This window comes from Winogradskyella rapida (assembly GCF_042675845.1).
Taxonomy (GTDB): Bacteria; Bacteroidota; Bacteroidia; order Flavobacteriales; family Flavobacteriaceae; genus Winogradskyella; species Winogradskyella rapida.
The window spans coordinates 155995-177326 of sequence record NZ_JBHTKM010000010.1; the positions used below are offsets into that span (position 1 = coordinate 155995).

Here is a 21332-nt window from a genome sequence, read left to right on the forward strand (position 1 = left end):
TAACTTGAACGTCTCAATTTTTAAGACTAAAAAAGTGTATTTCTAAAATAAAAAAACATCCTAAACGTCATTTAGAATGTTTGTATTATACTTTTAAGTTGAATTGTTATTTATTATCGGTTTTATCTGAAGTTGTAATAACGGCAAGCGGTTGAATTTGCGACTTTATACGCTTATACAAATCAAACTGTGGTTGCCTTAACACATTACGCATCTCCATCGTTTCCGCTTTCCTTAATTTATATAACAGGTTAAGCTTTTCTTCCCCGCTGAACTTCTTATGAATATTTTCTTCTTTAATTAAATACTCTTCAATTTTTTTCTCGAACAAAATAAATTGCTTTCCATCTAAAGCTAAGTGCTCATCGTAAGTCTTAGTTAATTTAGTAGCCACAGCCTCTAAAGCTTCATTGTCCTTCTGTAAAATTGGATCTTGTGCAGAAAGGTTAATTGTGAATAGTAAGCTTATGATAAATAGAATAGTTTTCATTTTAAAGTTGTTTTTTGGTTTTCTTTAAAATACCATTTTAACCACTTTAAGTCAAAAAAATTAAGAATTCTTAACCTTTAAAACAACGATTTAACATTGAATTAATAGTTTAAAAAACACCCTATTAAATACTAAAAACCAAATACTTAAAAACAACAACACAATAAACCTACCAGCTAATAGGTCGGTAATCTTTTAAGAATTTCCCAGACCAATGTTTTCCGGTATTGATTCCATCAAAAAGTGGGTCCATTACACGAGCAGCACCATCTACAATATCTAAAGGCGGCTGGAAATCATGAAGCTCTTGTTTGCGTTTTGCTAATTCCGCTGGATCTTCATCCGTAACCCATCCGGTATCTACCGCATTCATATAAATCCCTTCCTTCGCTAAACTACCCGCTGCCGTATGTGTTAACATATTTAAGGCTGCTTTGGCCATATTAGTGTGCGGATGACGATCTTCTTTAAAGAAGGTGTGAAACTTCCCTTCCATTGCAGACACATTGATAATGTGTTTCTGACCTGTTTTTTCTTTCTTCATCACCTCAGAAAGACGGTTACACAATACAAACGGCGCTACTGAATTCACCAATTGCACTTCAATCATCTCTGTAGTTTCAATTTCCCCTAATTTTAGGCGCCAGCTATTGGTTTTTCTTAGATCGACCTGCTGTAAATCGGCATCAAGCTGCCCTTCAGGAAAGACCTCTTGCGCCACTAAAGTATTATCAAAACTATAAGGAATTTGTGAAAGTTTAGCAGAAGCTCTTAAACCAATTCCCGGTTCTGGTCCGTGCCAAGTCACTGGCATATTTTTATTAGGAGAAGCCGTAGAGGTTAATTGCTGAAGTTCTTGCAAACACTCGGTATGATCGTTAAGTAAATCGCGAGCATATTTCGGCAATTCTTCAATAGGACGTTCTTCATTAGGCATTAAATGGCTGTAAAAACCTGCCGGACGTCTTACTGTTTGTGCCGCATTATTTATTAAAATATCAAGTCTTTCATAACGTTGCTCTATAAAGTTACAGAAGATCTCAACACTAGGAATATGTCTTAGGTCTAAACCGTGTATTTTAAGGCGATGTCCCCATTCTGTAAAATCCTCTTCTTGAGAAAAACGCAAGGCTGAATCTACTGGAAAACGCGTGGTTGCAATTACTGTAGCCCCACCACGAAGTAACATTAATGTGATATGGTAACCGATTTTTAGTCGGGATCCCGTAATTACTGCCACTTGCCCTTTAACATCTGCGGTCTGAAAACGCTTTGCATAATTAAAATCACCACATTCTTCACACATGGTGTCGTAAAAATGGTGTAGTTTAGTATAGAGCGTTTTACAGACGTAGCAATTTCTAGGCGATTCTAATTCTTGCTGCTCTTTAGCTTTTAAATCGGCTTCCGCCAGTAATTTTGGGGCTACAAAAACATGAGCTTCTCTCGCACTTCTAATTCCCGTTTCTTTACGAGCATTTTTATCACGAGCAGCCTGTTTTCTTTTAGCCGCTTTTTTAGCATCTTTTTTACGACGCGAAAATTCTTCCCTACTCGGACGCGATAATTGTCCTGAGGCTTTTATTAAAGCGGTACGCTGTGCTTTTGGAATTTCGAAAATCTGATCGGTGTCCGCAACCAATCGTTCTAAAATAGAAATACAAGTTTCAATTTCTTTTACTGAAATTTCTTCTGATGGATTGGAGGTTTCCTCGCTCATAACTTTAAAAAAACGCGTTATACTTATATATTTAGGCCGCTTGGGTTTCTTTTTTAGATTTTCTGTAGGTATACGAATTGAAGATACTACGCCTTGCGAATCGCATTTGTTTATCAGAATTTAAAAACTTGATAAATACATTTTTAGGAACTCCAAAATATTCATAGGTGGTCCCATCTAAAAAGGTAATTTCTAAAACCAAACCTTTATGCTGAAAATCTAAAATACTAGATTCCATAATGGTTTTATTATAAGCGTCTAAGTTCGCTGCCTTAGTTTCTGGTGCTATACTCACTAAAAAGTGGTAGGCATCAATAATCTCAACACTCTTCAATTCTGCCTCTGCCTGTCCTGCATCACCATCTTGAAATTTATCTGGGTGCCACTCTTTTACAAGGTTTCTATAGGTTTTCTTTAAAGTCTTTAAATCTAGAGAATCTTCTATAGCAAAGAGTTTTTTGTACTGGGAAATGCGTTTCATGTTTCGTGCTTTAATTTGAGGCGCGAAATTACGCTATTTTCTTAGACAAGAACTACTTTATTATTTTTTAAATTTTAAGAGCACAGAAAAACCTTAATCCTCTGGCGGATAACCATGTATTTCTTCAAATTTCTCATCAAAATTACTTCTTAAGTAAGAACTTAATTTCTTCTGATAATCATCTTTTAACCATTTTAGGAAATTATAAGTACTTCTACTGATACATTTCGCGTACGTTTCAATACGTTGGTTAATATCGTCTTTCAATAATTTTGCTAAGGCCAAGGCATCATAAACATCTTCACTGTTTTCAATACAGATCTTAGCATGCTGTTCTATAGAACGTTCTAAAACCACTTTTGAAGACTCTCCTGCATCTACTGCATCTTTATAAGTCTGCTTAATATCAAAGTACGTTTCTTCAGATTTAGAAAACTCTTCTTTTACTTCATCCGATAAGTCGTGCTTAAAGTTAGATTCAATAGCTTCATCATCTTTAATACGGTCTGCGTAAAAATTAGGCGACTTAAAGATGGTCTGCCAATCTAAATCCGCACCCCAAGGTCCAAAGCGGTATAAGTTATTCCCTAAATCAATAGTTGTAAACTTCGATTTATTATTTAAAATACGCGATCCACGACCAATCATTTGGTAATACAAGGTCAATGATTTGGTGGCTCTATTTAAAATAATAGTATCAATAGTAGGCTCATCAAAACCTGTTGTTAAGATACTTACTGACGTTAAAATAGCATCAGGAGTCTCATGAAACCATTGTAAAATTTGCTTTCGTTGTTTTTTGGTTGCCGTATTATCTAAGTGCATTACCGGATAACCTGCATCCTTAAAAGCGTAATAAACATTAATAGATGTATTAATACCGTTATTAAAAATCAGCGTCTTTTTCCCTAAAGAGTGTTTTTTATAGGCATCAATTAATTTCTGCAACATAGAAGGACTAGAGTACAGATCTTCAGAAGATTTTACCGTATAATCTCCATTAGACCCTACTTCTAAAGAGGTCAACCCCATATCATAAGCATAAGTTTCTGCACGTGCTAAAAACTCATTTTCAATAAGGTTTTCAATCGTTTCCCCAGTAATTAATTCATCATAATTATCCTTCATTGGTAACTCCTTATTGGAACTTAAAGGCGTTGCCGTTACCCCAAGGATAAACGACTTTTCAAAAAACTTAAATAGTTTTGTAAAAGAGTTGTAGTGCGCTTCATCAATAATCACCAAACCAACACCTGAGATATCTAAAATCCCATCATTTAGACGGTTGTTTAGCGTCTCTACCATAGCCACAAAACAAGAATACTCTGCTTGATCATCTAAATTGGCCTTACTATTCACAACTTTGTTGGTTACACCAAAGCCATTCAACATTTTTGATGTTTGATTACAAAGTTCCACCCTGTGCGTCATAATTAACACCTTTTTATTATGGTGTTTTAAATACTGACGTACCATTTCAGAAAAGATAACGGTTTTACCACCCCCTGTTGGAAGTTGGTAAAGCAGGTGATAATCCTCACGTTCGGTATCAAACTTTTCAAAAATCTGACTTATCGCCCCTTGTTGATAGTCATATAATTCCTTATCAGTTTTCTTTTCTTTAACAGCTTCTCTTGCTTCAGACATAAATTTAGTTTCGAGGTTTTAAATGAAGGTGCAAATTTACAACACTTTGACGCACTAAAAAAGCTTCAGCCCAATAGATACTCGATAAAATGCTATTTATTTGTTAAAATTTAAGGCTTATTTTTAGGGATTCTGACCTATAAATTCAGAAAAATCGGACCTCGAACTTAGTACTAAATAGAGAAATCAACTCTATTACAAGCGTTTAGAATTTTAAACAACATTAGGCGTCTTGCATCGCTTAAAAAAGATTGTTTTAGACCACGGCATACCTCATAAAAAGAGAGATAATATTTATTTTATATTTACGTTTCAAACGCTAGAAGATTATTACTATTTTTTATGAAACACTTTTTGTTCTGTTTTGCTTTAGTTTGCATCACTTCATTTAACTACGCTCAACAAGATTCTATTGCTAATTCTTTAATTATTGAATTGCCAACGGTAAATTTCACCAAAAGTAACATTCCTGAAACTGTAGAAATTCCCTTAGTAAGCCTAACCCCTAAATCGCCATCCATTACGGATGCCTACTGGGATCACAACGTTTACAATCCTTACCGAAACACATTACAACAATTTCCATTAGAAATAAAGTTTAACGATACAGTTTACGAATCTCCTGTTAAACATAAAAAAGTCGTAACCTCGCGTTATGGTTGGCGTCGCGGTCGTGCCCACAATGGGATTGACATCGATTTAGTCACTGGAGATACTGTTGTTGCTGTCCTTGATGGCATTGTGCGATTAGCCAAATACGTTAATGGTTATGGTAATACCGTAGTGGTGCGCCATTATAACGGATTAGAATCTACTTATGCCCACTTGTCTCGTATAGCTGTGCAACCAAACGACACCTTACAAAAAGGTCAGTATTTAGGTAAAGGCGGTAATACAGGAAATTCTAGAGGAAGTCATTTACACTTAGAATTGAGTTATAACGGTGCCTCAATTTATCCGGAATACTTATTCGATTTCTCTTCTAAAAATGCCATACGTTCTCAGCATGTTTGGGTTACTCAAAAATGGACCCATGCCAGATTTCACAATCCTAGACGCGTTACTGAAGTGAAGGTTATAGAATCTGCAGAGGAAGCTAAGGAATTAATGCGTCTCGCTAAAATTCCAAAATACTACGTAGTCAAAAAGGGCGATACACTGTATGATATTTCTAGAAAAAACAACCTCTCTATTGCTGCCTTATGCCGCAGTAATGCCATTAAAAAAAATTCTACTTTAAAAATTGGGCAGCGCTTGCTTTTATAATCTTAAAACCAATTTATAATTTATAAAATTCTGTACTTTTGCGTTTGCATAAAACCAAGCCAATTTGAAAGTCTGTATTGCCGAAAAACCAAGTGTAGCAAGAGAAATTGCCTCAGTATTAGGAGCCACCACCAAGCGCGATGGCTACTTTGAAGGCAATGGTTATGCCGTGACCTATACTTTTGGTCACCTCTGTACCCTTTACGAGCCTGTAGACTATAAACCCTATTGGAAAAGCTGGGATCTTAATAACCTTCCTATGTTGCCCGAAAAGTTTAAAGTTAAAGTGGCGAACAATGACGGTATAAAGAAGCAATTTAAAATCGTAAAAAGTCTGTTTGATAAGGCTGATGTGGTGATAAACTGTGGGGATGCCGGGCAAGAAGGAGAACTGATTCAGCGTTGGGTTATCAACGAAGCAAAATACAAGGGTAAAGTAGAACGTTTATGGATTTCATCGCTTACTACGGAAGCCATAAAAGAAGGGTTTAAAAATCTAAAACCTGCTGAAAATTACGATAATTTGTATTACGCCGGATTTTCGCGTTCCATTGGCGATTGGCTCCTAGGAATTAATGCCACCCGTTTATATACCGTAAAACATGGAGGTTACAAACAGGTTTTGTCCGTAGGACGTGTACAAACTCCTACCCTTGCCATGCTGGTGAATCGCTTTAAGGAAATAGAAAATTTTAAGCCACAGCCTTATTGGGAGCTACAAACCTTATATAGAGAGACACTTTTTAGTTATGAAGAAGGACGTTTTCTTAAGATGGAAGACGGAGAAATTCTTGCAAATAAAGTAAAGGAAGATGAGTTTGAAATTGTATCCATCACAAAAAAGAAAGGGACGGAGTACGCCCCTAAATTATTTGACCTCACAGGACTTCAAGTTTATTGTAATACCAAATTTGGATTCTCTGCTGATGACACCTTGAAAATTGCACAAAAATTATACGAAAAAAAGGTCGTGACCTACCCTAGAGTAGATACCACCTTTTTACCGAATGATGTTTACCCTAAAGTTCATGGTATTTTATCTAAGCTTACGGATTACGCCAAACTTACAGCACCACTTTTAGATAAGAAGATTAAAAAATCGTCTAAAGTCTTTAATGACAAAAAGGTAACGGATCACCACGCTATTATTCCAACGGGAATGCAAACGCACTTGCAATATAATGAGCAACAAGTTTATGATATTATTGTAAAACGCTTTATTGCCGTTTTTTATGACGATTGTAAAGTATCTAACACCACCGTAATTGGTAAGGCCGCCGAAGTAAATTTTAAAACGACCGGAAAGGAAATTTTATCTAAAGGATGGCGTGTTATTTTTGAATCTGAAAAATCTAATAAAAAAGAAGATGCTTTACTCCCTACCTTTACCCAAGGTGAAAAAGGGCCGCATGAACCTTCATTTTTAGAGAAGCAAACCAAACCGCCAAACCAGTTTACGGAAGCTTCCTTATTACGTGCTATGGAAACCGCCGGAAAACAAGTGGATGACGATGAGTTGCGCGATTTAATGAAAGAAAACGGAATTGGCCGTCCATCTACACGAGCCAATATTATTGAAACTTTATTTAGACGTAAATACATTAAGCGAAACAAAAAGCAAATTCTACCAACGGTAACAGGTATTCAACTTATTGATACGATTAAAAATGAACTTTTAAAATCGGCCGAGTTAACCGGAACCTGGGAAAAGCAATTAAAAGATATTGAAAAAGGTGAGATTAGTGCAAGTGCTTTTATTAAAGGCATGAAGCGCATGGTTGACGCTTTGGTTTACGAAGTGCGATCTGAACAAGTGCAAACCCGAATATCGGCCGTTAATAATAAACCTTCAGGCGCTTCAAAAACAAAGTCGAAATCGAAAGCTAAATCGAAAACGGCAACTTTAGTAGGAAGCGCATGCCCAAAATGTAACGCAGGACAACTTATTAAAGGGAAATCGGCTTATGGCTGTAGTCATTATGGAAAAACGTGTGATTTTACCTTACCCTTCAGTTTTAGCAATAAGAAGATTTCTGAAAAACAATTTATTCGCTTGATTACTAAAGGCTCTACGGTGAATTTAAAAGGCTTTAAAATTGAAGGCCAAACTCAAGAAGGTTTACTTCGTTTTGACGAAGCTTTTAAATTGAAGTTTGAACCTAAAAAAACAGCTGCAAAACCTATAGCTCCTAAAGCGGGAGACCCTTGTCCGAAGTGTAAAAAAGGAACACTTTTAAAAGGTAAAACTGCTTTTGGCTGTAGCCAATATAAATCGGGTTGCGATTATAGAATCGCGTTTTAATACCGCAGCTAAATTTTAATTTGCTTCCGTTATCCATTTTATAGGAATGTAAAACTCTTCTTCAGAGTCTGGGCTCCCATTTTTATACTTGGCGCCCATCACTTGAAAATGTGGTCGCGCATCTATACCGTAGCCAGAATTTGTTAACCATTTGCTCATAAACTGGCTGTAGGTTTTAGACGCATCCATTCCTTTATGTGGAACGATGGCGTAAGTACCAGCAGGAATAACTAAGGACATCATCCCTTCAGGAATTTCGTTGAAATTTAAAACTTCTGCACAAGCCCAAATGGTATAGTCTGAAAGTGTGGCTGCATTTGTATCTTCAGGAAATTCTTGAAGCGCTATCAACTCCGCAGAACTTCTCGCTTTAACGGCTTTAAGTCTTGGCATAAACTGCTGCCATAATTGTTGAATCTTATGATATTCCCCATGCCGCATTGTTGTTGAAATCCCTATCACCTTTCGCTCTGACGTTTCAATTATTTCTGGATGCATACACTTTTGTTTATTTCAGGGAAAGGTATAAAAAAAAGCACAAGTGAATTCCTTGTGCTTTTTTTTATCTTAAACAATTTACAACTGCAAATTGCTTTGTTATCTAAATTACATCCCTGGTAAAACCACGGCATCAATAACGTGGATTACACCGTTAGATTGTTTAACATCACTAATGGTAATTTTAGAGATGGTCCCCGCCGTATCTGAAAGCACAATAGCATCTCCATCCATCATCGCCGTTAATTGCTGACCATTTACGGTAGTAAAACTGGCTTTTCCATTTCCTTTTTTAATCGCTTTCATTATCGCTCTTCCGCTATAATTCCCCGCAAGAACATGGTAAGTTAACACCGCTTGAAGTTTTGCTTTATTTTCTGGCTTTAATAACATGTCCACAGTTCCTTCAGATAATTTATCGAAAGCCGCATTAGTCGGTGCAAAAACCGTAAATGGTCCTTCTCCTTGTAAGGTGGCTACAAGCTCGGCTGCTTTTACCGCCGCTACTAGTGTGGTATGATCTTTAGAATTCACAGCATTAGAAATAATATCTTTTGATGGATACATCGCGGCACCACCCACCATTTTACTATCCTTTTCCATCTTGGACTGTGCCATTACGGTAGATCCAAAAATTAAACTTAAGGCTAAGACTGCGGTTGTAATAATTGATTTCGTTTTCATAAATAAAATTTTAAGGTTTTGTTTCTCTATTTACGAAGAAACAAAAGCCACGGTTTTAATAAAGGCCTTTTTTTATGATTTATGCTTAGAAAGCCAGACTTAAATATAAAAAGAAAGCCACTATAGTAATAACTATAATGGCTTTCTTTTTTTAAAATTAAGAATGTTAAGCTTGTTTGACTCTTACGGCGTTCATACCACGTTGTCCTTTTTCTAATTCAAAAGTAACTTTATCGTTTTCTGCTATATCGTCTATAATACCACTTACGTGAGTAAAATGTTTTTCGTTTGTTTCAGTATCTATAATAAAACCAAAACCTTTAGAGCTATCGTAGAACGATACTTTTCCTGTTCTAATAGGGTCGAAAGGATCTTCGTCTGAATCTTCTTTCTGTGGAACACCAAGAACAATGTTCTCCGCTTTTACTTTCACCTTCATTGTTGGATCTGGTGGTGTATCTGTTAGGTTACCGTTATGATCTACATAAGCGATAGGAATACCTCCTGAACCATTTTCATCTTTATTGAGTTTACGCGCTTCCATTTTCTTGCGCTTATCTTCTCTCTTCTTTAATCGTTTTTTTTCTTTTTCACTTTTACTAAAAGTCTGTTGTGATTTAGCCATTCGTAGTTTTAAAAATTAATATGTGTGTGTGCTTTTGAAAATATGTATAATGCAGACAAGTTAATTAACTTAACACTGAATCGTATTAAAATCTAGAAAAATAACTCAGAATAAAGCTATTTGTGTAGTATATCTTCAATAAACTGATTACAAATATACAACTTAAATCCTTTCAATCACACCTGATTGCTGAATATTATTATCAGAAGACCTTAAAGTAAGGAATGCTTTACCATTTTTTTTCACTTCAATTTGAAATTCATCCGCTCCTATATTAAAGTTAATTTCAACCGTTTGTGTGGCGTCATCATGATTCACTTTATAGTTTGAAGTTTCACCCGACTTAACCTCATAAACCTTCATGTCTAACGCCTCAAGGTGGGCCGTAACATTTGAAGGTGTAATATCAAGTTGATTTTCCGATGCCTCAATCAATTTACGCTTTCGACTTTCAAAAACTGTATGTCCAAGGTAGCGGAAATGTCCTGAATCTACTATCGATTTCATATTTTGATAAGTAGCTTCAAAAGCCTCTTGGTGTGTGGTTTGAGACTGTGCATGGCCATAAAAGGATGCTGAAAGACTAAAAATTGCAACTAATAAAACTAATTTCTTCATGTTATTTTGGGTCTAAAATATTATTAATTCGTTCTATACCATCTTGGTAGTGATACTTTGTTTCGGTGTTTAAACCTTGCTTTAAGCCGTTTTGTAAAAGACGTTTTAAAACCTTAAGCTCTCCTCTTACTAAAGCTCTAATATCGGATTGACTCACATTAAAGTACTGTCGTGTTCTATTAGGATCAAGGTCTTCCGTCATTAACTTAAACATCGCGTCTAAATAAACACGCTGCAAATTACGTCTAAAAACTGAAACATTTAAACCTAATTTTGTTTCCGACCAAATTCCGGTTCTTACATCCGTTAAAAGTTCTAAGGCCGAATAGTTTTTGGCATCTAAAGCTTGGTGGTCTATTAAGCGCCCTAAACGCTCAAAACTTAAAATAGTATTTAAATGACGCCCTTGTAGACTTCGCATTCGATCGGTATAACCAGCATAATTAATATTCTGTAAAATAGATTCGTCTACTAACCAAGCTGGTGTTTCAAAAGCATTTTTATGTAACCAAGCTACTGCTGCTTTCTGTTCCGGTTTAGGCACCGGACTATAAATAACACCTTCTTGCGATGGATTTTTGGTAGTTTCAACTACACCTCCAATATGAGTAACGACGTGACCTACGTAACGTCCCCAAACACTCAGCAATTCGCCATAAAGTTCTTCTAAATCTTCATAATTATCCGTTTGATCGCTCGTCCAACTTGGAAGATTTTTAGCTACTATTTTTAGATTCTTCAGCCCGTAAGTACTCGCTTTCATGCTATTGTTACCAATATCTTCAGTTTGCGCTGTAGGATCAAAACGGCTGCTTTGTTTTCCGAATTTATAAACAGGATCTCCAGCCTTTGCTTCAACCCACTGTGATAAGGTTTCTTTTTCAGCTTCAGCAGAATTCGCTTCAGGAATATAACGGTAACCATAATTAATCGCATAGTTATCATAAGGCCCTAATTGTCTAATAAAACGAATGTTTTCGTCACCAGGCTGTGCAATATAATTGTAACGCGCATAATCCATAATTGTCGCGGCAATACCATTTTTCTGTGTAAAATCGCCATCTCTATAACTTTCTACATCATAGGCATAACTCGCACTCATATTATGAGGTAACCCTAAGGTGTGCCCAACTTCATGTGCAATCACCATTTTCATCATCTCCCCTATTTCTTCGTCTGAAGTCTCTAAGGTTCGTGCCGAAGGATTTGCAGCACCCGTTTCTAACAAATAGCGATTTCTATAGGAACGCAAATGGTTATGATACCATATAATATCACTCTCAATAATCTCCCCACTTCGTGGATCTGAAACACTTGGCCCTGTAGCATTTCTCGTGGTGCTCGCCACATATCTCACCACAGAATAACGGACATCTTCCGGACTAAAATCAGGATCTTCAGCTTTAGATGGTGGGTCTTTAGCGATAATTGCATTTTTAAATCCTGCAGCTTCAAATGCTTTTTGCCATAATTCAATGCCTTCCTTCATATACGATCGGAATTTCATCGGTGTAGCCGGATCTAAATAATATACAATAGGTTTTACAGGCTCGACTAACTCCCCTCTTTTATAGGCTTCAATATCTTTAGGCACTAATTTCCATCGTCTTAAATAGGTTTTCTTGTCCGACTTTAAAGCTTCGCTATTATAATCGTATTGACTTAAGGTAAACCAACCCACACGCTCATCAAAAAGACGAGGTTGCATAGGCGTTTTAGGCAGAAGAATCATCGACTGATTCATTTGTACACTTATGGTTTCATCGCCAGTGTTTACTGGAGGTTTACCCGCGTTATAGGTAAAATCTTGGATTACCTCTATATTTTCAGGGAAACTCTTTATTGCATTTATAAAGCTCCTAGACTTGTCTAAATTCTTTACCTTATAAGAGGAACGTAATCGCGATCCTAATCCGCTAATGGCCTTCACATCGCTGCCATAAAAATTAGTCACATCTACCACTACAGCAGATGAGTCTTTTGAAAACGCAGCAATATCAAAAGCATACAAGGTAGGCTCGTAATTATTAGATTTAACAGAAATATGAATAGGAAGACTGTCTGAAGCCACAGCACTTGATGACTTTTCTTTAATGAGGATTTTATTTTTAAAACGCTCCCAGTTAATCATTCGGGTATTGGTTTTTGTACCCGCATTGACATACCCACCTCCAAGATTAGCGGGCAGTTTAGAAAAACGACTTACCAATAACATATCGGTATTTAAGTGCGTTAAGGGAATTTCAAAATAATACTTCTCCCCAACTAAATGCACTGTAAATAAACCCTCATCTGTAATAGCCTCATTAGTAATCACCTGATCGTAAGGCTTAATTTTACTAGAACTTTTCCGGGGACTCTTCGTGGAAACTTGTGTGGATTTAGAAGTCGTGTTTTTGGAGCTCGAAGACGCTACAGTAGCACAAGACAACAGCACGGATGATGCTAAAGCTAGGGTGTAAATTTTTCTCATAAAATATCTGGGTAAAAATGATAATTGGCCTAAATATAAATAATAGAAATGACCTAGATCATAATTTCTTAAAACCTGTTAAAATCTTCTTTATTTCTTTAATTCTAGAGTATTTTTGCTAAAAATTTAGTAGCATGTTAAAATTATTACCTGTTTTTAGACTTGTGGCCTTATTAGAAGGGGTGTCGTATCTATTACTTTTATTTATTGCCACACCTATAAAATACTTTTACGAAGATCCGCAATACGTAAAATTATTAGGTATGCCTCATGGTATTTTATTTATGGCTTATGTTGTTTTTGCTGTTTTAATAAGTAACGACATGAAATGGCCTACCCGCACCCTATGGATTGTAATAATAGCTTCGGTCATCCCTTTTGGAACTTTTTATATTGATAAGAAATACTTAACCAAGGCGAGCCGTGCTTAATATCAAACACTTTTTATACGATTTTTTAGTAGCAGAAGGATTACCTGAAAATGTTGCTATATACTTAAACATGCTAGGATTACTCTTGGCATTGCTCCTTATTGCCTTTATCGTCGATTATATTACGAAACGTTTTTTATGGCGGTTCTCAGCTGGAATTGCAAAACGTACAAAGACGGATTTTGATAATATTTTAGTAGCCAACAAACTCCCTAGAAATGTTGCCCATATTATTCCTTTACTGATATTAATAGAGTTTGTACCTCAGGTTTTTACGGATTTTGAAATTACACAGAATATCATAGAAATTACCCTAAAGGTGATTACTATTGTTTTAACCCTTCAAATTATAAGAAGTCTTTTAAGCTCTATTAAAGATTACCTTAAAACCTTACCGCGATTTAAAGACAAACCGATTGATAGCTACGTGCAAGTCTTTATGATTTTTGCATGGTTACTCGGTTTCTTTTCTATTATAGCGATTATTACTGGGGTTTCCTTTATAGAGTTTGCTACCACTTTAGGAGCCGCATCTGCCGTGATCATTTTAATTTTTAAAGACACCATTCTAGGCTTTGTGGCTAGTATTCAGGTTTCTATTAATGACATGGTACGTATTGGAGATTGGATAACGTTTGAAAAGTATGGCGCTGATGGTGAAGTTACCGAAATTAACTTAGCTACGGTAAAAGTCCAGAATTGGGATAAAACAATTACCACCATTCCTACCTATGCGCTAATATCGGATTCCTTTAAAAACTGGCGAGGTATGTTATCTTCTGGTGGTAGACGTATTAAACGCTCGGTGATTATTAAAACTTCAACCATTAAATTTTTAACGGATGAAGATATACAGCGTTTAAAGAAAATACAATTGGTGTCTGATTATTTAGACAACAGATCTCATGAAATTTCATCTTTTAATGAAAATCATCAGATTGATAAGTCCGTCTTAATTAACGGCAGAAATCTTACTAATTTTGGGTTGTTCAGAAAATATCTTCAAACTTATATTGATAATCATTCTGCCATTAATAAAGATATGACTTTAATGGTGCGTCAATTAGAACCAACGGCACAAGGGATTCCTATGGAAATTTATGCCTTTAGTAAAGATCAGCGTTGGGTAAATTACGAATACATTATAGGTGATATTTTTGATCACGTTTTGGCTTCCGTAACTTATTTTGATTTAGAGATCTATGAATTGTCTTTAAATCAAAAGGCTTAATCCTCTTTTAAACGGTCCTTTACAAACTCCACCTCCGTTTTACCATGTGGGGTCGGTTTTCCGTCTGGTCCTAAATTTACCATGACAATATTGTCAATCGTTAAAATTGTTTCGCGTGTCATTTTATTTCTCGCTTCACATTTTAAGGTTAATGACGATTTACCAAACTTGGTTACTAAAATCCCAATTTCTACGATATCTCCCTGACGGGCAGAGGCCATAAAATTGATTTCGGACATGTATTTTGTTACTACTTTAGAATTCTCTAATTGAATAACGGTATAAAGTGCAACTTCTTCATCTATCCAAGCTAAAAGTTGCCCTCCAAATAAACTTCCATTTGGATTTAAATCTTCTGGTTTTACCCATTTTCTTGTATGAAATCTCATATGTCTATTGTTTGTCATTACTATTATTATTTTCAATTCAAAGATAAAACTTAATGGAGGTTTAGCCCACTAGAATTGGATTTGATTATTAAATACTAGAATTGCCTTTGTTAATAACCACGTTAACAAGATAATGTTAAAGCGCTTCATTACGATAGCTTAATCCTTAATTTTAATTCGAATTAACCCATAAACTCTTAATTATGATTTCTAGAACAGACCACTTGCTTGCTTTAAGACCTCAGATTCGTTCCGCTAAAATCTATGACAATATGGGTTCGGATGAGCGCTTTCAGAATACCACCATGCGACCCGTCATTAAATTACAACACCCCCTTTTAATCGCCGTGTTTAAAAACTACATCCGCAAACATAAAAATGTCTTTTACGATCTAAGCTTAGAAAAGCAATTAGGCTATATTGATAATGCGATTCATAAAGACACCAAATTCAGAAATTCGGTAAAAGGAATGCTTATAGGTCAATTTACGGTAGAAGAATATGAGATTTACATTCAGAATTCTTCAGCCTTAAACAAACGCATGATGACCATTGTTAAAGAACGCCTTATCAATAGCGTTCAGGTTTTAGCAGAACCGGATATTCTAAAAGCCGTATAAGCTTATAAACGCAAAAAACCTTACAACACCAATTGGTACTGTAAGGTTTTTTTAATTTTTATAATTCAGGTCGAGCTCTTTACATTATCTATTTCCTATAGATTATAATAGCGATTCTCCATTTAAATTGGTCGTTAACACATTACTCATAAAATCAAAAAACGGACGTACAGCTATAAAAGCCTCATTGACTTCATTAATAAATTGATCTGACAAGACTTCTCTATCGGTAAAAGGTTTAACGAAGACAAATTGCTTACGTCTAATGAGATCAATAGCCGGATGGGTTTTATCAAAACCTTTAGGAGCTGTTTTTAAGCTATCTCCCGTTAAATCACCCCAAATTTCTTTAAATGGTTTTGCTTCTATAAGGGCTCTAATCTCACTATCATCCATTTCAAACTCCTTACGGATACGCAGTAAGTCCTCTTTATTAGGATCCCAAAAGCCTACCGCAATAAACGATTGATTTCCTGGTTGAATCTGGACATAATACCCACCGCGTAATTCGGGTTTATGACGTGCAAAAGAGCCTCCAAAATGTGTTTTATAAGGCAATTTATTTTTTGAAAAACGAACATCTCTATAAATCCGGAAGACTTTAATTTTTTCAATCAGATCATGGGTACTCATTAATTCACCCAAATGCTGAAACACCGCTTTCATTTGTGTCTCAATGGCTTTAAATTCTGGCTTATGCTCATTAAACCAATCGCGATTGTTATTTTTTTCAAGCTTTTCTAAAAACGAAAAGACCTCTTGGGGTATGCTAAGGCTCATAAATTCTAAATTTTGATAAAAATATAAAAAGCCATCTTAACGATGGCTTTTATCTTTACTATGTTTTATATTAAGACCTATAAATATTACTCTACAGCGTCTTCAGCGTCATCAGCTGCATCCTCCATAGCTTCTCCAGTATCCTCTGCAGCATCTTCAATAGCATCTCCTGTATCATCAACAGCTTCTTCTATTTGATCTCCAGTAGATTTTTCTTCTCTACAACTAGTGGTTAAAAGACTTAAACTAAAAAGGGCTATAAATAAATAACTAAATTTTTTCATCTTGATTGTTTTTATTGGTTAATGTTAATACAAATATCGTTAAGACAGTGCGATAGAATTTGCTCTTATAACAAGAGTTTTAACTCTATTCAATAAACCATAATCGTTTATTGATTATCACCTGAATCTACAGATTTTGAATCTTTAATATCTAATTTATTGTTGAATTCTAAGGTTCGGATTGGGAATGGAATATTAATACCAGCCGCATCATAAGCCTTTTTAATTTCAATAATCGCTTTTGTTTTAGCTCTTAGCTTTTCTAACATACTTTCGGCGTCAATCCAGAAACGACAGAGGTAATTAATAGAGCTATCGCCAAATTCAGTATAGTAGAACTCGACATCTTCAGGCGATTTAACCTGATCAAAAGTTTTTGCAATTGTCTCTTGAGTAATCCGTTGCACTTCCTCTAAATCGGACTCATAGCCCACCCCACATTCTAAGAATATCCGCATTTTTGTGGTTAAAGAGTAATTCTTTAACGGATTTTCTAAAATGGTTTTATTCGGAATGATCACAATATTATTATCAGCTTCCTTTAGAGTAAAATCTTTTAGGTTAATGTCCATCACCTCTCCAGAATACCCTGTGGTTTCTACCCAATTCCCGATTTGAATCTTTTTTCTAAAAGACAACACCAAACCAGCGAAGGTATTGGCTATCGTTCCTTGTAAGGCCAAACCTATGGCCAAACCAACAACTCCAGCACCTGCTAATAACGATGTAAGGGCTTTCCCTAAATTTAAAACGCCTAAAGCAATAAAAAGCCCGAGGGCTACAACCAATACTGCGATGACCCGTGATAAGGCATTTTTAATAGAATCTTGTTCAATGCGATTTTCCACCAATTTCCGAACTAGTCGACTGACGTATTTTGCTCCAAAATAAGAGCAGATCATCACTAAAATAGCGAGGATGAAATTGGGTATATTTTCAATTATAGCATTGAACCATCCTCCAAGTTTATCTATTAAATTTCCTAAAGCAGTATTAAATTGGTCTTTCATGTATTTAAATTTTTATTTACAAATTTGCTACCGAATTCCCAATATACTTGGCTCTTTTACGCTAAATTTTAATCCTAAAGCGGTTTTTACGATTACGAAAACCTCATTATTTAAGGTTGAAATTAAAAAATATTTAATTTGATGCTAATTTTATTCCAAATTCTATCAATTCTTGCTGTTTTTTGAGATTTTAGTAAGAAATAGCCTATAAATTGTTAATTGTTCTTAAATTAACTTGTGGGTTTTCATTTTTTTTGTTATTATGCACCACTTTTTAAAAACAGACATTAAATTTATGGGTAGACCAGCAACAAGACCAACCGCACTAAAAGACGGTTTCTATATTGAAATTAGAAACAAGGGCTCAAAATCAGGTGTAAAACTTTACAGTGGCACCAAATTGCAAATGCACCGTGCTATTAAAATGTACGAGCGCTCTAAAGAGGTAATTATTTTAGGTGAATCTGTAAACGGAAAATTTGTAGATAAAGAACCAAAATTACATGTTGCAGAGTAATTTTCTTTCTAAACAAAATTTAAGACAGAAAACAAGTATAGCGATTTATTTTTGAATGTATAAAATGAATCCTATAGTGTATTTAAAATAAAAAGGTATGAACTCACAAGTTCATACCTTTTTATTTATTCGAAATTTACAGCGTGTAAAATTAATCCCGATGCTGGAGCAATATAATCCATAACCTCGGTACTTTCTGCTTTTAGACTGGCTTCAATATAATCTAAGGTTAAATCTCCGCGACCTAGTTTTATTAAACAACCAAACATCAACCGAATCTGATTTCTCATAAACCCTTTCCCTACAACTTTTAAAACATAGGATTTTTCAGGGAAGAAATTAGCTGTGTAAATAGTATTATCAACCAACTCACATGTATTGATGGTTCTTACATACTCCCCCTTATCCGTAGCACGGTAACAATAGGTTTTAAAATTGTGAGTGCCTTCAAATAATTTAGCACCGCGTTTCATTAAGTCCACATCTAGAGGTTCTAGGATGGTGGTTAAAATTGGGGCACAGAAGGGATGATTCTTCTGCCCTTCTGAAAACACATAATGGTATTCCTTTAATTTTGAATCTTGAATAACATTAAACTTTTTATCGACTTCTTTAATCGATAAGGCTCTAATATCTTGGGGTAAATTATGATTAAAGAGCGCTAAAAATTCGTCAAAATCCTGAAGCGGTTCATTATAAATGAACAATTCTAATGCGGCTTCATTAGCAGACACCATAGCATCCGTACGGCCTGCGCCCAAAGTTTTAAACCGAGTTTCAGGTAGAATATATTTTAACGTACGATCAATCATTAGATGTACCGTTTTCACATCGGGCTGTTTTTGCCAACCGTGAAAACGATAGCCTAAATATTGAATTTTTATGAGGTAATAAAAGCGTTTATCAAACATGCCAACAAGAACGCCAAATTATTAATAATTCCAAAAGCAATCCTTACTTTTTATCGCGAGACCGTAGTACAGAAACCACATCGTCTAACTTAAATCCTTTTGCCTGTAACAACATAAGGTAGTGAAAAAGTAAGTCGGCACTTTCCTCTAAAAACAAATCATCATTATCATCTTTAGCTTCAATAACCACTTCAACAGCCTCTTCTCCAACTTTTTGAGCTACTTTATTAATACCTTTTGCAAATAAAGAAGCGACATAAGATTTTTCGGAATCCGCTGCTTTAATGCGCGACTCAATCGTGGCTTCTAAATTAGAAAGAAAACCATAAGTACTTGTGTTGTTTTCATCCCAACAAGTATCCGTTCCTTTATGGCAGGTTGGCCCCTGAGGATTAACCTTAATTAAAAGCGAATCCTTATCGCAATCTAATTTTATAGACACTAAATTTAACACATTACCACTTTCTTCTCCTTTGGTCCAAAGGCGTTGTTTGCTTCGGCTATAAAAGGTCACTAATTTGGTGTCTTGGGTTTTCTGCAGCGCTTCAGCATTCATATACCCCTGCATTAATACTTGCTGAGTCGTATTATCCTGAATAATCGCCGGTACTAATCCGTCTTCGTTTTTATTGAAATCTACATTCATAATTTTATGTTCTTATTGTAAGGCTAAGCATCAGTTGTTAGCCACAATTTAATTTTTTTATGTGTTTAAAGCCTTACCTCAATAGTCTCATTCTTTAAGGCTTCCTTAAGCTCAGCAATAGGGATTTCTCCAAAATGAAATACACTGGCTGCCAAGGCTGCATCGGCTTTTCCTTCTTTAAAAACCTCTACAAAATGTTCTATACTTCCTGCGCCACCCGAGGCGATAATAGGAATATTGACTAGACTTGATAATTTAGCTAGTGCCTTATTGGCAAATCCGGCTTTGGTACCATCATGATTCATCGAGGTGAATAAAATTTCACCAGCACCACGCTGCTCTACTTCTTTGGCCCATTCAAATAAATTTAAATCTGTAGGGATTGTTCCCCCTGCTAAATGTACCAACCACTCCCCTTCAACTTCTTTGGCATCAATGGCCACAACAACACACTGACTTCCAAATTTATCTGAAAGCTCGTTGATTAGATCAGGACGTTTAACGGCTGAAGAATTAATAGACACCTTATCGGCACCACAATGTAGCAAATCATCAACATCTTCCACAGAAGAAATCCCACCACCAACGGTAAAAGGAATATTGACTTGCTCCGCAACTTTTAAAACCATATCGTGCATGGTTTTTCTATTTTCTAAAGTCGCAGCGATATCTAAAAACACCAATTCATCAGCCCCTAAGTCTGCATATTGCTTAGCTAAAACCACAGGATCTCCTGCATCTCTAAGGTCTACAAAATTGACCCCTTTTACGGTTCTTCCGTTTTTAATATCTAAACAAGGGACTATACGTTTCGTTAACATTTGTTCTTTTTATTTGGTCTACCAAGGCAGACATCGTTTTAGTTTATCACTTAACATTTAAGCGTTTATCAACTTATTCTTATAAAACTTACTGATTTCATTAAGATTATTCCATAGTGTTTAAATGAATTAACCCCTTTTGGCATTTATAAAAAAGGCTCTAATTCTTTAAGGCTTATTCTATTCTCATAAATGGCTTTTCCTATGATAACGCCATCACAACCTAAGTCTAAAAGCTTTGGCAACTCATCAAATTGAGAAATTCCTCCTGAAGCAATTAACTTCACCCCTTCAGCATCTTCTAAAATTCTCTTATACAGCTCAAAAGAAGGACCTTCTAACATGCCGTCTTTAGAAATATCAGTACAAATAACATTGGTAATTCCTTTAGACTGATATTCTTTTATAAACGGAATCACCTCTAAATCACTTTCTTCTTGCCAACCACTAATTGCAATCTTTTCGTTATTACAATCGGCCCCAAGAATAATTTTATCGGATCCGAATTTTGAAATCCAACCTTCAAATACTTCAGGATTCTTAACGGCAATACTTCCTCCTGTAATTTGATGCGCCCCTGACTCAAAAGCAATCTTTAAATCGTCATCAGATTTTAATCCGCCACCAAAATCAATTTTTAAATTAGTTTTAGTCGCTATGGTTTCAAGCACCTTATAGTTTACAATATGCTTTGCTTTTGCCCCATCGAGGTCTACAACATGTAAATATTGAATTCCGGCATCTTCAAACGCCTTAGCCACTTCTAAAGGGTTTTCATTATATATTTTTTTTGTGTCATAATCACCTTTGGTAAGACGCACACATTTTCCTTCAATTATATCGATAGCTGGAATGATTCTCATAATATTTATCCTCTATTTGGATTGC

Annotated in this window: 23 protein-coding genes; 6 read left to right on the plus strand and 17 right to left on the minus strand. The window is 35.5% G+C overall.

Going from position 1 to position 21332, the window contains the following annotated elements; all coding sequences use genetic code 11:
- Window positions 1–106: 106 nt before the first annotated feature.
- The 4 genes from ACFQ13_RS02550 to ACFQ13_RS02565 all read right to left on the minus strand — a co-directional run bounded on the left by ACFQ13_RS02550 (window position 107) and on the right by ACFQ13_RS02565 (window position 4338).
- The gene (locus ACFQ13_RS02550) at window positions 107–490 is read right to left on the minus strand and encodes a hypothetical protein (protein WP_386113677.1); all 384 of its coding nucleotides are present in this window, start codon (window positions 488–490) and stop codon (window positions 107–109) included.
- Window positions 491–659: 169 nt separating this feature from the next.
- Window positions 660–2210: an SDR family NAD(P)-dependent oxidoreductase gene (locus tag ACFQ13_RS02555; RefSeq protein WP_386113680.1), complete on the minus strand. Its 1551-nt coding sequence runs from the start codon at window positions 2208–2210 to the stop codon at window positions 660–662.
- A 31-nt stretch (window positions 2211–2241) separates the two neighbouring features.
- Window positions 2242–2691 carry a KTSC domain-containing protein gene (locus ACFQ13_RS02560; RefSeq protein WP_386113683.1) on the minus strand — a complete coding sequence of 150 codons (450 nt, stop codon included), beginning with the start codon at window positions 2689–2691 and terminating at the stop codon, window positions 2242–2244.
- A 93-nt stretch (window positions 2692–2784) separates the two neighbouring features.
- Window positions 2785–4338: a DEAD/DEAH box helicase gene (locus ACFQ13_RS02565; protein ID WP_386113686.1), complete on the minus strand. Its 1554-nt coding sequence runs from the start codon at window positions 4336–4338 to the stop codon at window positions 2785–2787.
- 342 nt (window positions 4339–4680) lie between these two features.
- On the opposite strand from ACFQ13_RS02565, the gene ACFQ13_RS02570 reads away from it, so the two are divergent.
- Both ACFQ13_RS02570 and ACFQ13_RS02575 read left to right on the plus strand, forming a co-directional pair.
- Window positions 4681–5604 (plus strand): peptidoglycan DD-metalloendopeptidase family protein, encoded by a 924-nt coding sequence (locus ACFQ13_RS02570; RefSeq protein ID WP_386113689.1) that lies wholly within the window; start codon window positions 4681–4683, stop codon window positions 5602–5604.
- Between the two features lie 64 nt (window positions 5605–5668).
- Window positions 5669–7906, plus strand: a complete 2238-nt coding sequence (locus ACFQ13_RS02575; RefSeq protein WP_386113692.1) for a type IA DNA topoisomerase — start codon at window positions 5669–5671, stop codon at window positions 7904–7906.
- Between the two features lie 15 nt (window positions 7907–7921).
- On the opposite strand, the gene ACFQ13_RS02580 is transcribed toward ACFQ13_RS02575, so the two are convergent.
- The 5 genes from ACFQ13_RS02580 to ACFQ13_RS02600 all read right to left on the minus strand — a co-directional run bounded on the left by ACFQ13_RS02580 (window position 7922) and on the right by ACFQ13_RS02600 (window position 12804).
- Complete coding sequence (locus ACFQ13_RS02580; protein WP_386113695.1) at window positions 7922–8404, minus strand: GyrI-like domain-containing protein; 483 nt, start codon at window positions 8402–8404, stop codon at window positions 7922–7924.
- A 108-nt stretch (window positions 8405–8512) separates the two neighbouring features.
- Window positions 8513–9088, minus strand: a complete 576-nt coding sequence (locus ACFQ13_RS02585) for a fasciclin domain-containing protein (protein WP_386113697.1) — start codon at window positions 9086–9088, stop codon at window positions 8513–8515.
- A 166-nt stretch (window positions 9089–9254) separates the two neighbouring features.
- Window positions 9255–9713, minus strand: coding sequence for a cold-shock protein (locus ACFQ13_RS02590; RefSeq protein WP_114310300.1), 459 nt, complete (start codon window positions 9711–9713; stop codon window positions 9255–9257).
- 162 nt (window positions 9714–9875) lie between these two features.
- Window positions 9876–10331 (minus strand): hypothetical protein, encoded by a 456-nt coding sequence (locus tag ACFQ13_RS02595; RefSeq protein WP_386113699.1) that lies wholly within the window; start codon window positions 10329–10331, stop codon window positions 9876–9878.
- A 1-nt stretch (window position 10332) separates the two neighbouring features.
- Window positions 10333–12804, minus strand: coding sequence for a zinc-dependent metalloprotease (locus tag ACFQ13_RS02600; RefSeq protein ID WP_386113701.1), 2472 nt, complete (start codon window positions 12802–12804; stop codon window positions 10333–10335).
- Between the two features lie 134 nt (window positions 12805–12938).
- Between ACFQ13_RS02600 and ACFQ13_RS02605 the strand changes: the two genes are divergently transcribed.
- Together ACFQ13_RS02605 and ACFQ13_RS02610 are read left to right on the plus strand one after the other, a co-directional pair.
- Window positions 12939–13235, plus strand: a complete 297-nt coding sequence (locus ACFQ13_RS02605; RefSeq protein ID WP_386113703.1) for a DUF3817 domain-containing protein — start codon at window positions 12939–12941, stop codon at window positions 13233–13235.
- A complete protein-coding gene (locus ACFQ13_RS02610; protein WP_386113705.1) occupies window positions 13228–14466 on the plus strand; it encodes a mechanosensitive ion channel family protein in 1239 nt (412 codons plus the stop codon). The genes ACFQ13_RS02605 and ACFQ13_RS02610 overlap by 8 nt, the downstream gene beginning before the upstream one ends.
- On the opposite strand, the gene ACFQ13_RS02615 is transcribed toward ACFQ13_RS02610, so the two are convergent.
- Window positions 14463–14855, minus strand: a complete 393-nt coding sequence (locus tag ACFQ13_RS02615; protein ID WP_114310508.1) for an acyl-CoA thioesterase — start codon at window positions 14853–14855, stop codon at window positions 14463–14465. The genes ACFQ13_RS02610 and ACFQ13_RS02615 overlap by 4 nt on opposite strands.
- Before the next feature lie 203 nt (window positions 14856–15058).
- Between ACFQ13_RS02615 and ACFQ13_RS02620 the strand changes: the two genes are divergently transcribed.
- On the plus strand, window positions 15059–15475 hold the full coding sequence (locus ACFQ13_RS02620) for a glyoxalase (RefSeq protein WP_386113707.1): 417 nt from the start codon (window positions 15059–15061) through the stop codon (window positions 15473–15475).
- Window positions 15476–15577: 102 nt separating this feature from the next.
- On the opposite strand, the gene ACFQ13_RS02625 is transcribed toward ACFQ13_RS02620, so the two are convergent.
- From ACFQ13_RS02625 to ACFQ13_RS02635, 3 genes are all read right to left on the minus strand, one after another.
- Window positions 15578–16255, minus strand: a complete 678-nt coding sequence (locus ACFQ13_RS02625; protein WP_386113709.1) for a DUF2461 domain-containing protein — start codon at window positions 16253–16255, stop codon at window positions 15578–15580.
- A gap of 86 nt (window positions 16256–16341) precedes the next feature.
- Window positions 16342–16539: a hypothetical protein gene (locus ACFQ13_RS02630; protein ID WP_114310307.1), complete on the minus strand. Its 198-nt coding sequence runs from the start codon at window positions 16537–16539 to the stop codon at window positions 16342–16344.
- A 107-nt stretch (window positions 16540–16646) separates the two neighbouring features.
- The gene (locus tag ACFQ13_RS02635) at window positions 16647–17549 is read right to left on the minus strand and encodes a mechanosensitive ion channel family protein (protein WP_386113712.1); all 903 of its coding nucleotides are present in this window, start codon (window positions 17547–17549) and stop codon (window positions 16647–16649) included.
- Window positions 17550–17844: 295 nt separating this feature from the next.
- On the opposite strand from ACFQ13_RS02635, the gene ACFQ13_RS02640 reads away from it, so the two are divergent.
- Entirely contained in the window at window positions 17845–18066 is a 222-nt protein-coding gene (locus ACFQ13_RS02640; protein ID WP_092443056.1) for a hypothetical protein, read from the plus strand.
- A 125-nt stretch (window positions 18067–18191) separates the two neighbouring features.
- On the opposite strand, the gene truA is transcribed toward ACFQ13_RS02640, so the two are convergent.
- The 4 genes from truA to hisA all read right to left on the minus strand — a co-directional run bounded on the left by truA (window position 18192) and on the right by hisA (window position 21307).
- Complete coding sequence (gene truA / locus ACFQ13_RS02645) at window positions 18192–18977, minus strand: tRNA pseudouridine(38-40) synthase TruA (RefSeq protein ID WP_114310309.1); 786 nt, start codon at window positions 18975–18977, stop codon at window positions 18192–18194.
- A 43-nt stretch (window positions 18978–19020) separates the two neighbouring features.
- Window positions 19021–19623, minus strand: coding sequence for a bifunctional phosphoribosyl-AMP cyclohydrolase/phosphoribosyl-ATP diphosphatase HisIE (gene hisIE, locus ACFQ13_RS02650; protein ID WP_386113714.1), 603 nt, complete (start codon window positions 19621–19623; stop codon window positions 19021–19023).
- A gap of 65 nt (window positions 19624–19688) precedes the next feature.
- Window positions 19689–20444 (minus strand): imidazole glycerol phosphate synthase subunit HisF, encoded by a 756-nt coding sequence (hisF, locus tag ACFQ13_RS02655; RefSeq protein ID WP_386113716.1) that lies wholly within the window; start codon window positions 20442–20444, stop codon window positions 19689–19691.
- 146 nt (window positions 20445–20590) lie between these two features.
- Complete coding sequence (gene hisA / locus ACFQ13_RS02660) at window positions 20591–21307, minus strand: 1-(5-phosphoribosyl)-5-[(5-phosphoribosylamino)methylideneamino]imidazole-4-carboxamide isomerase (protein WP_386113717.1); 717 nt, start codon at window positions 21305–21307, stop codon at window positions 20591–20593.
- Window positions 21308–21332 lie beyond the last annotated feature (25 nt).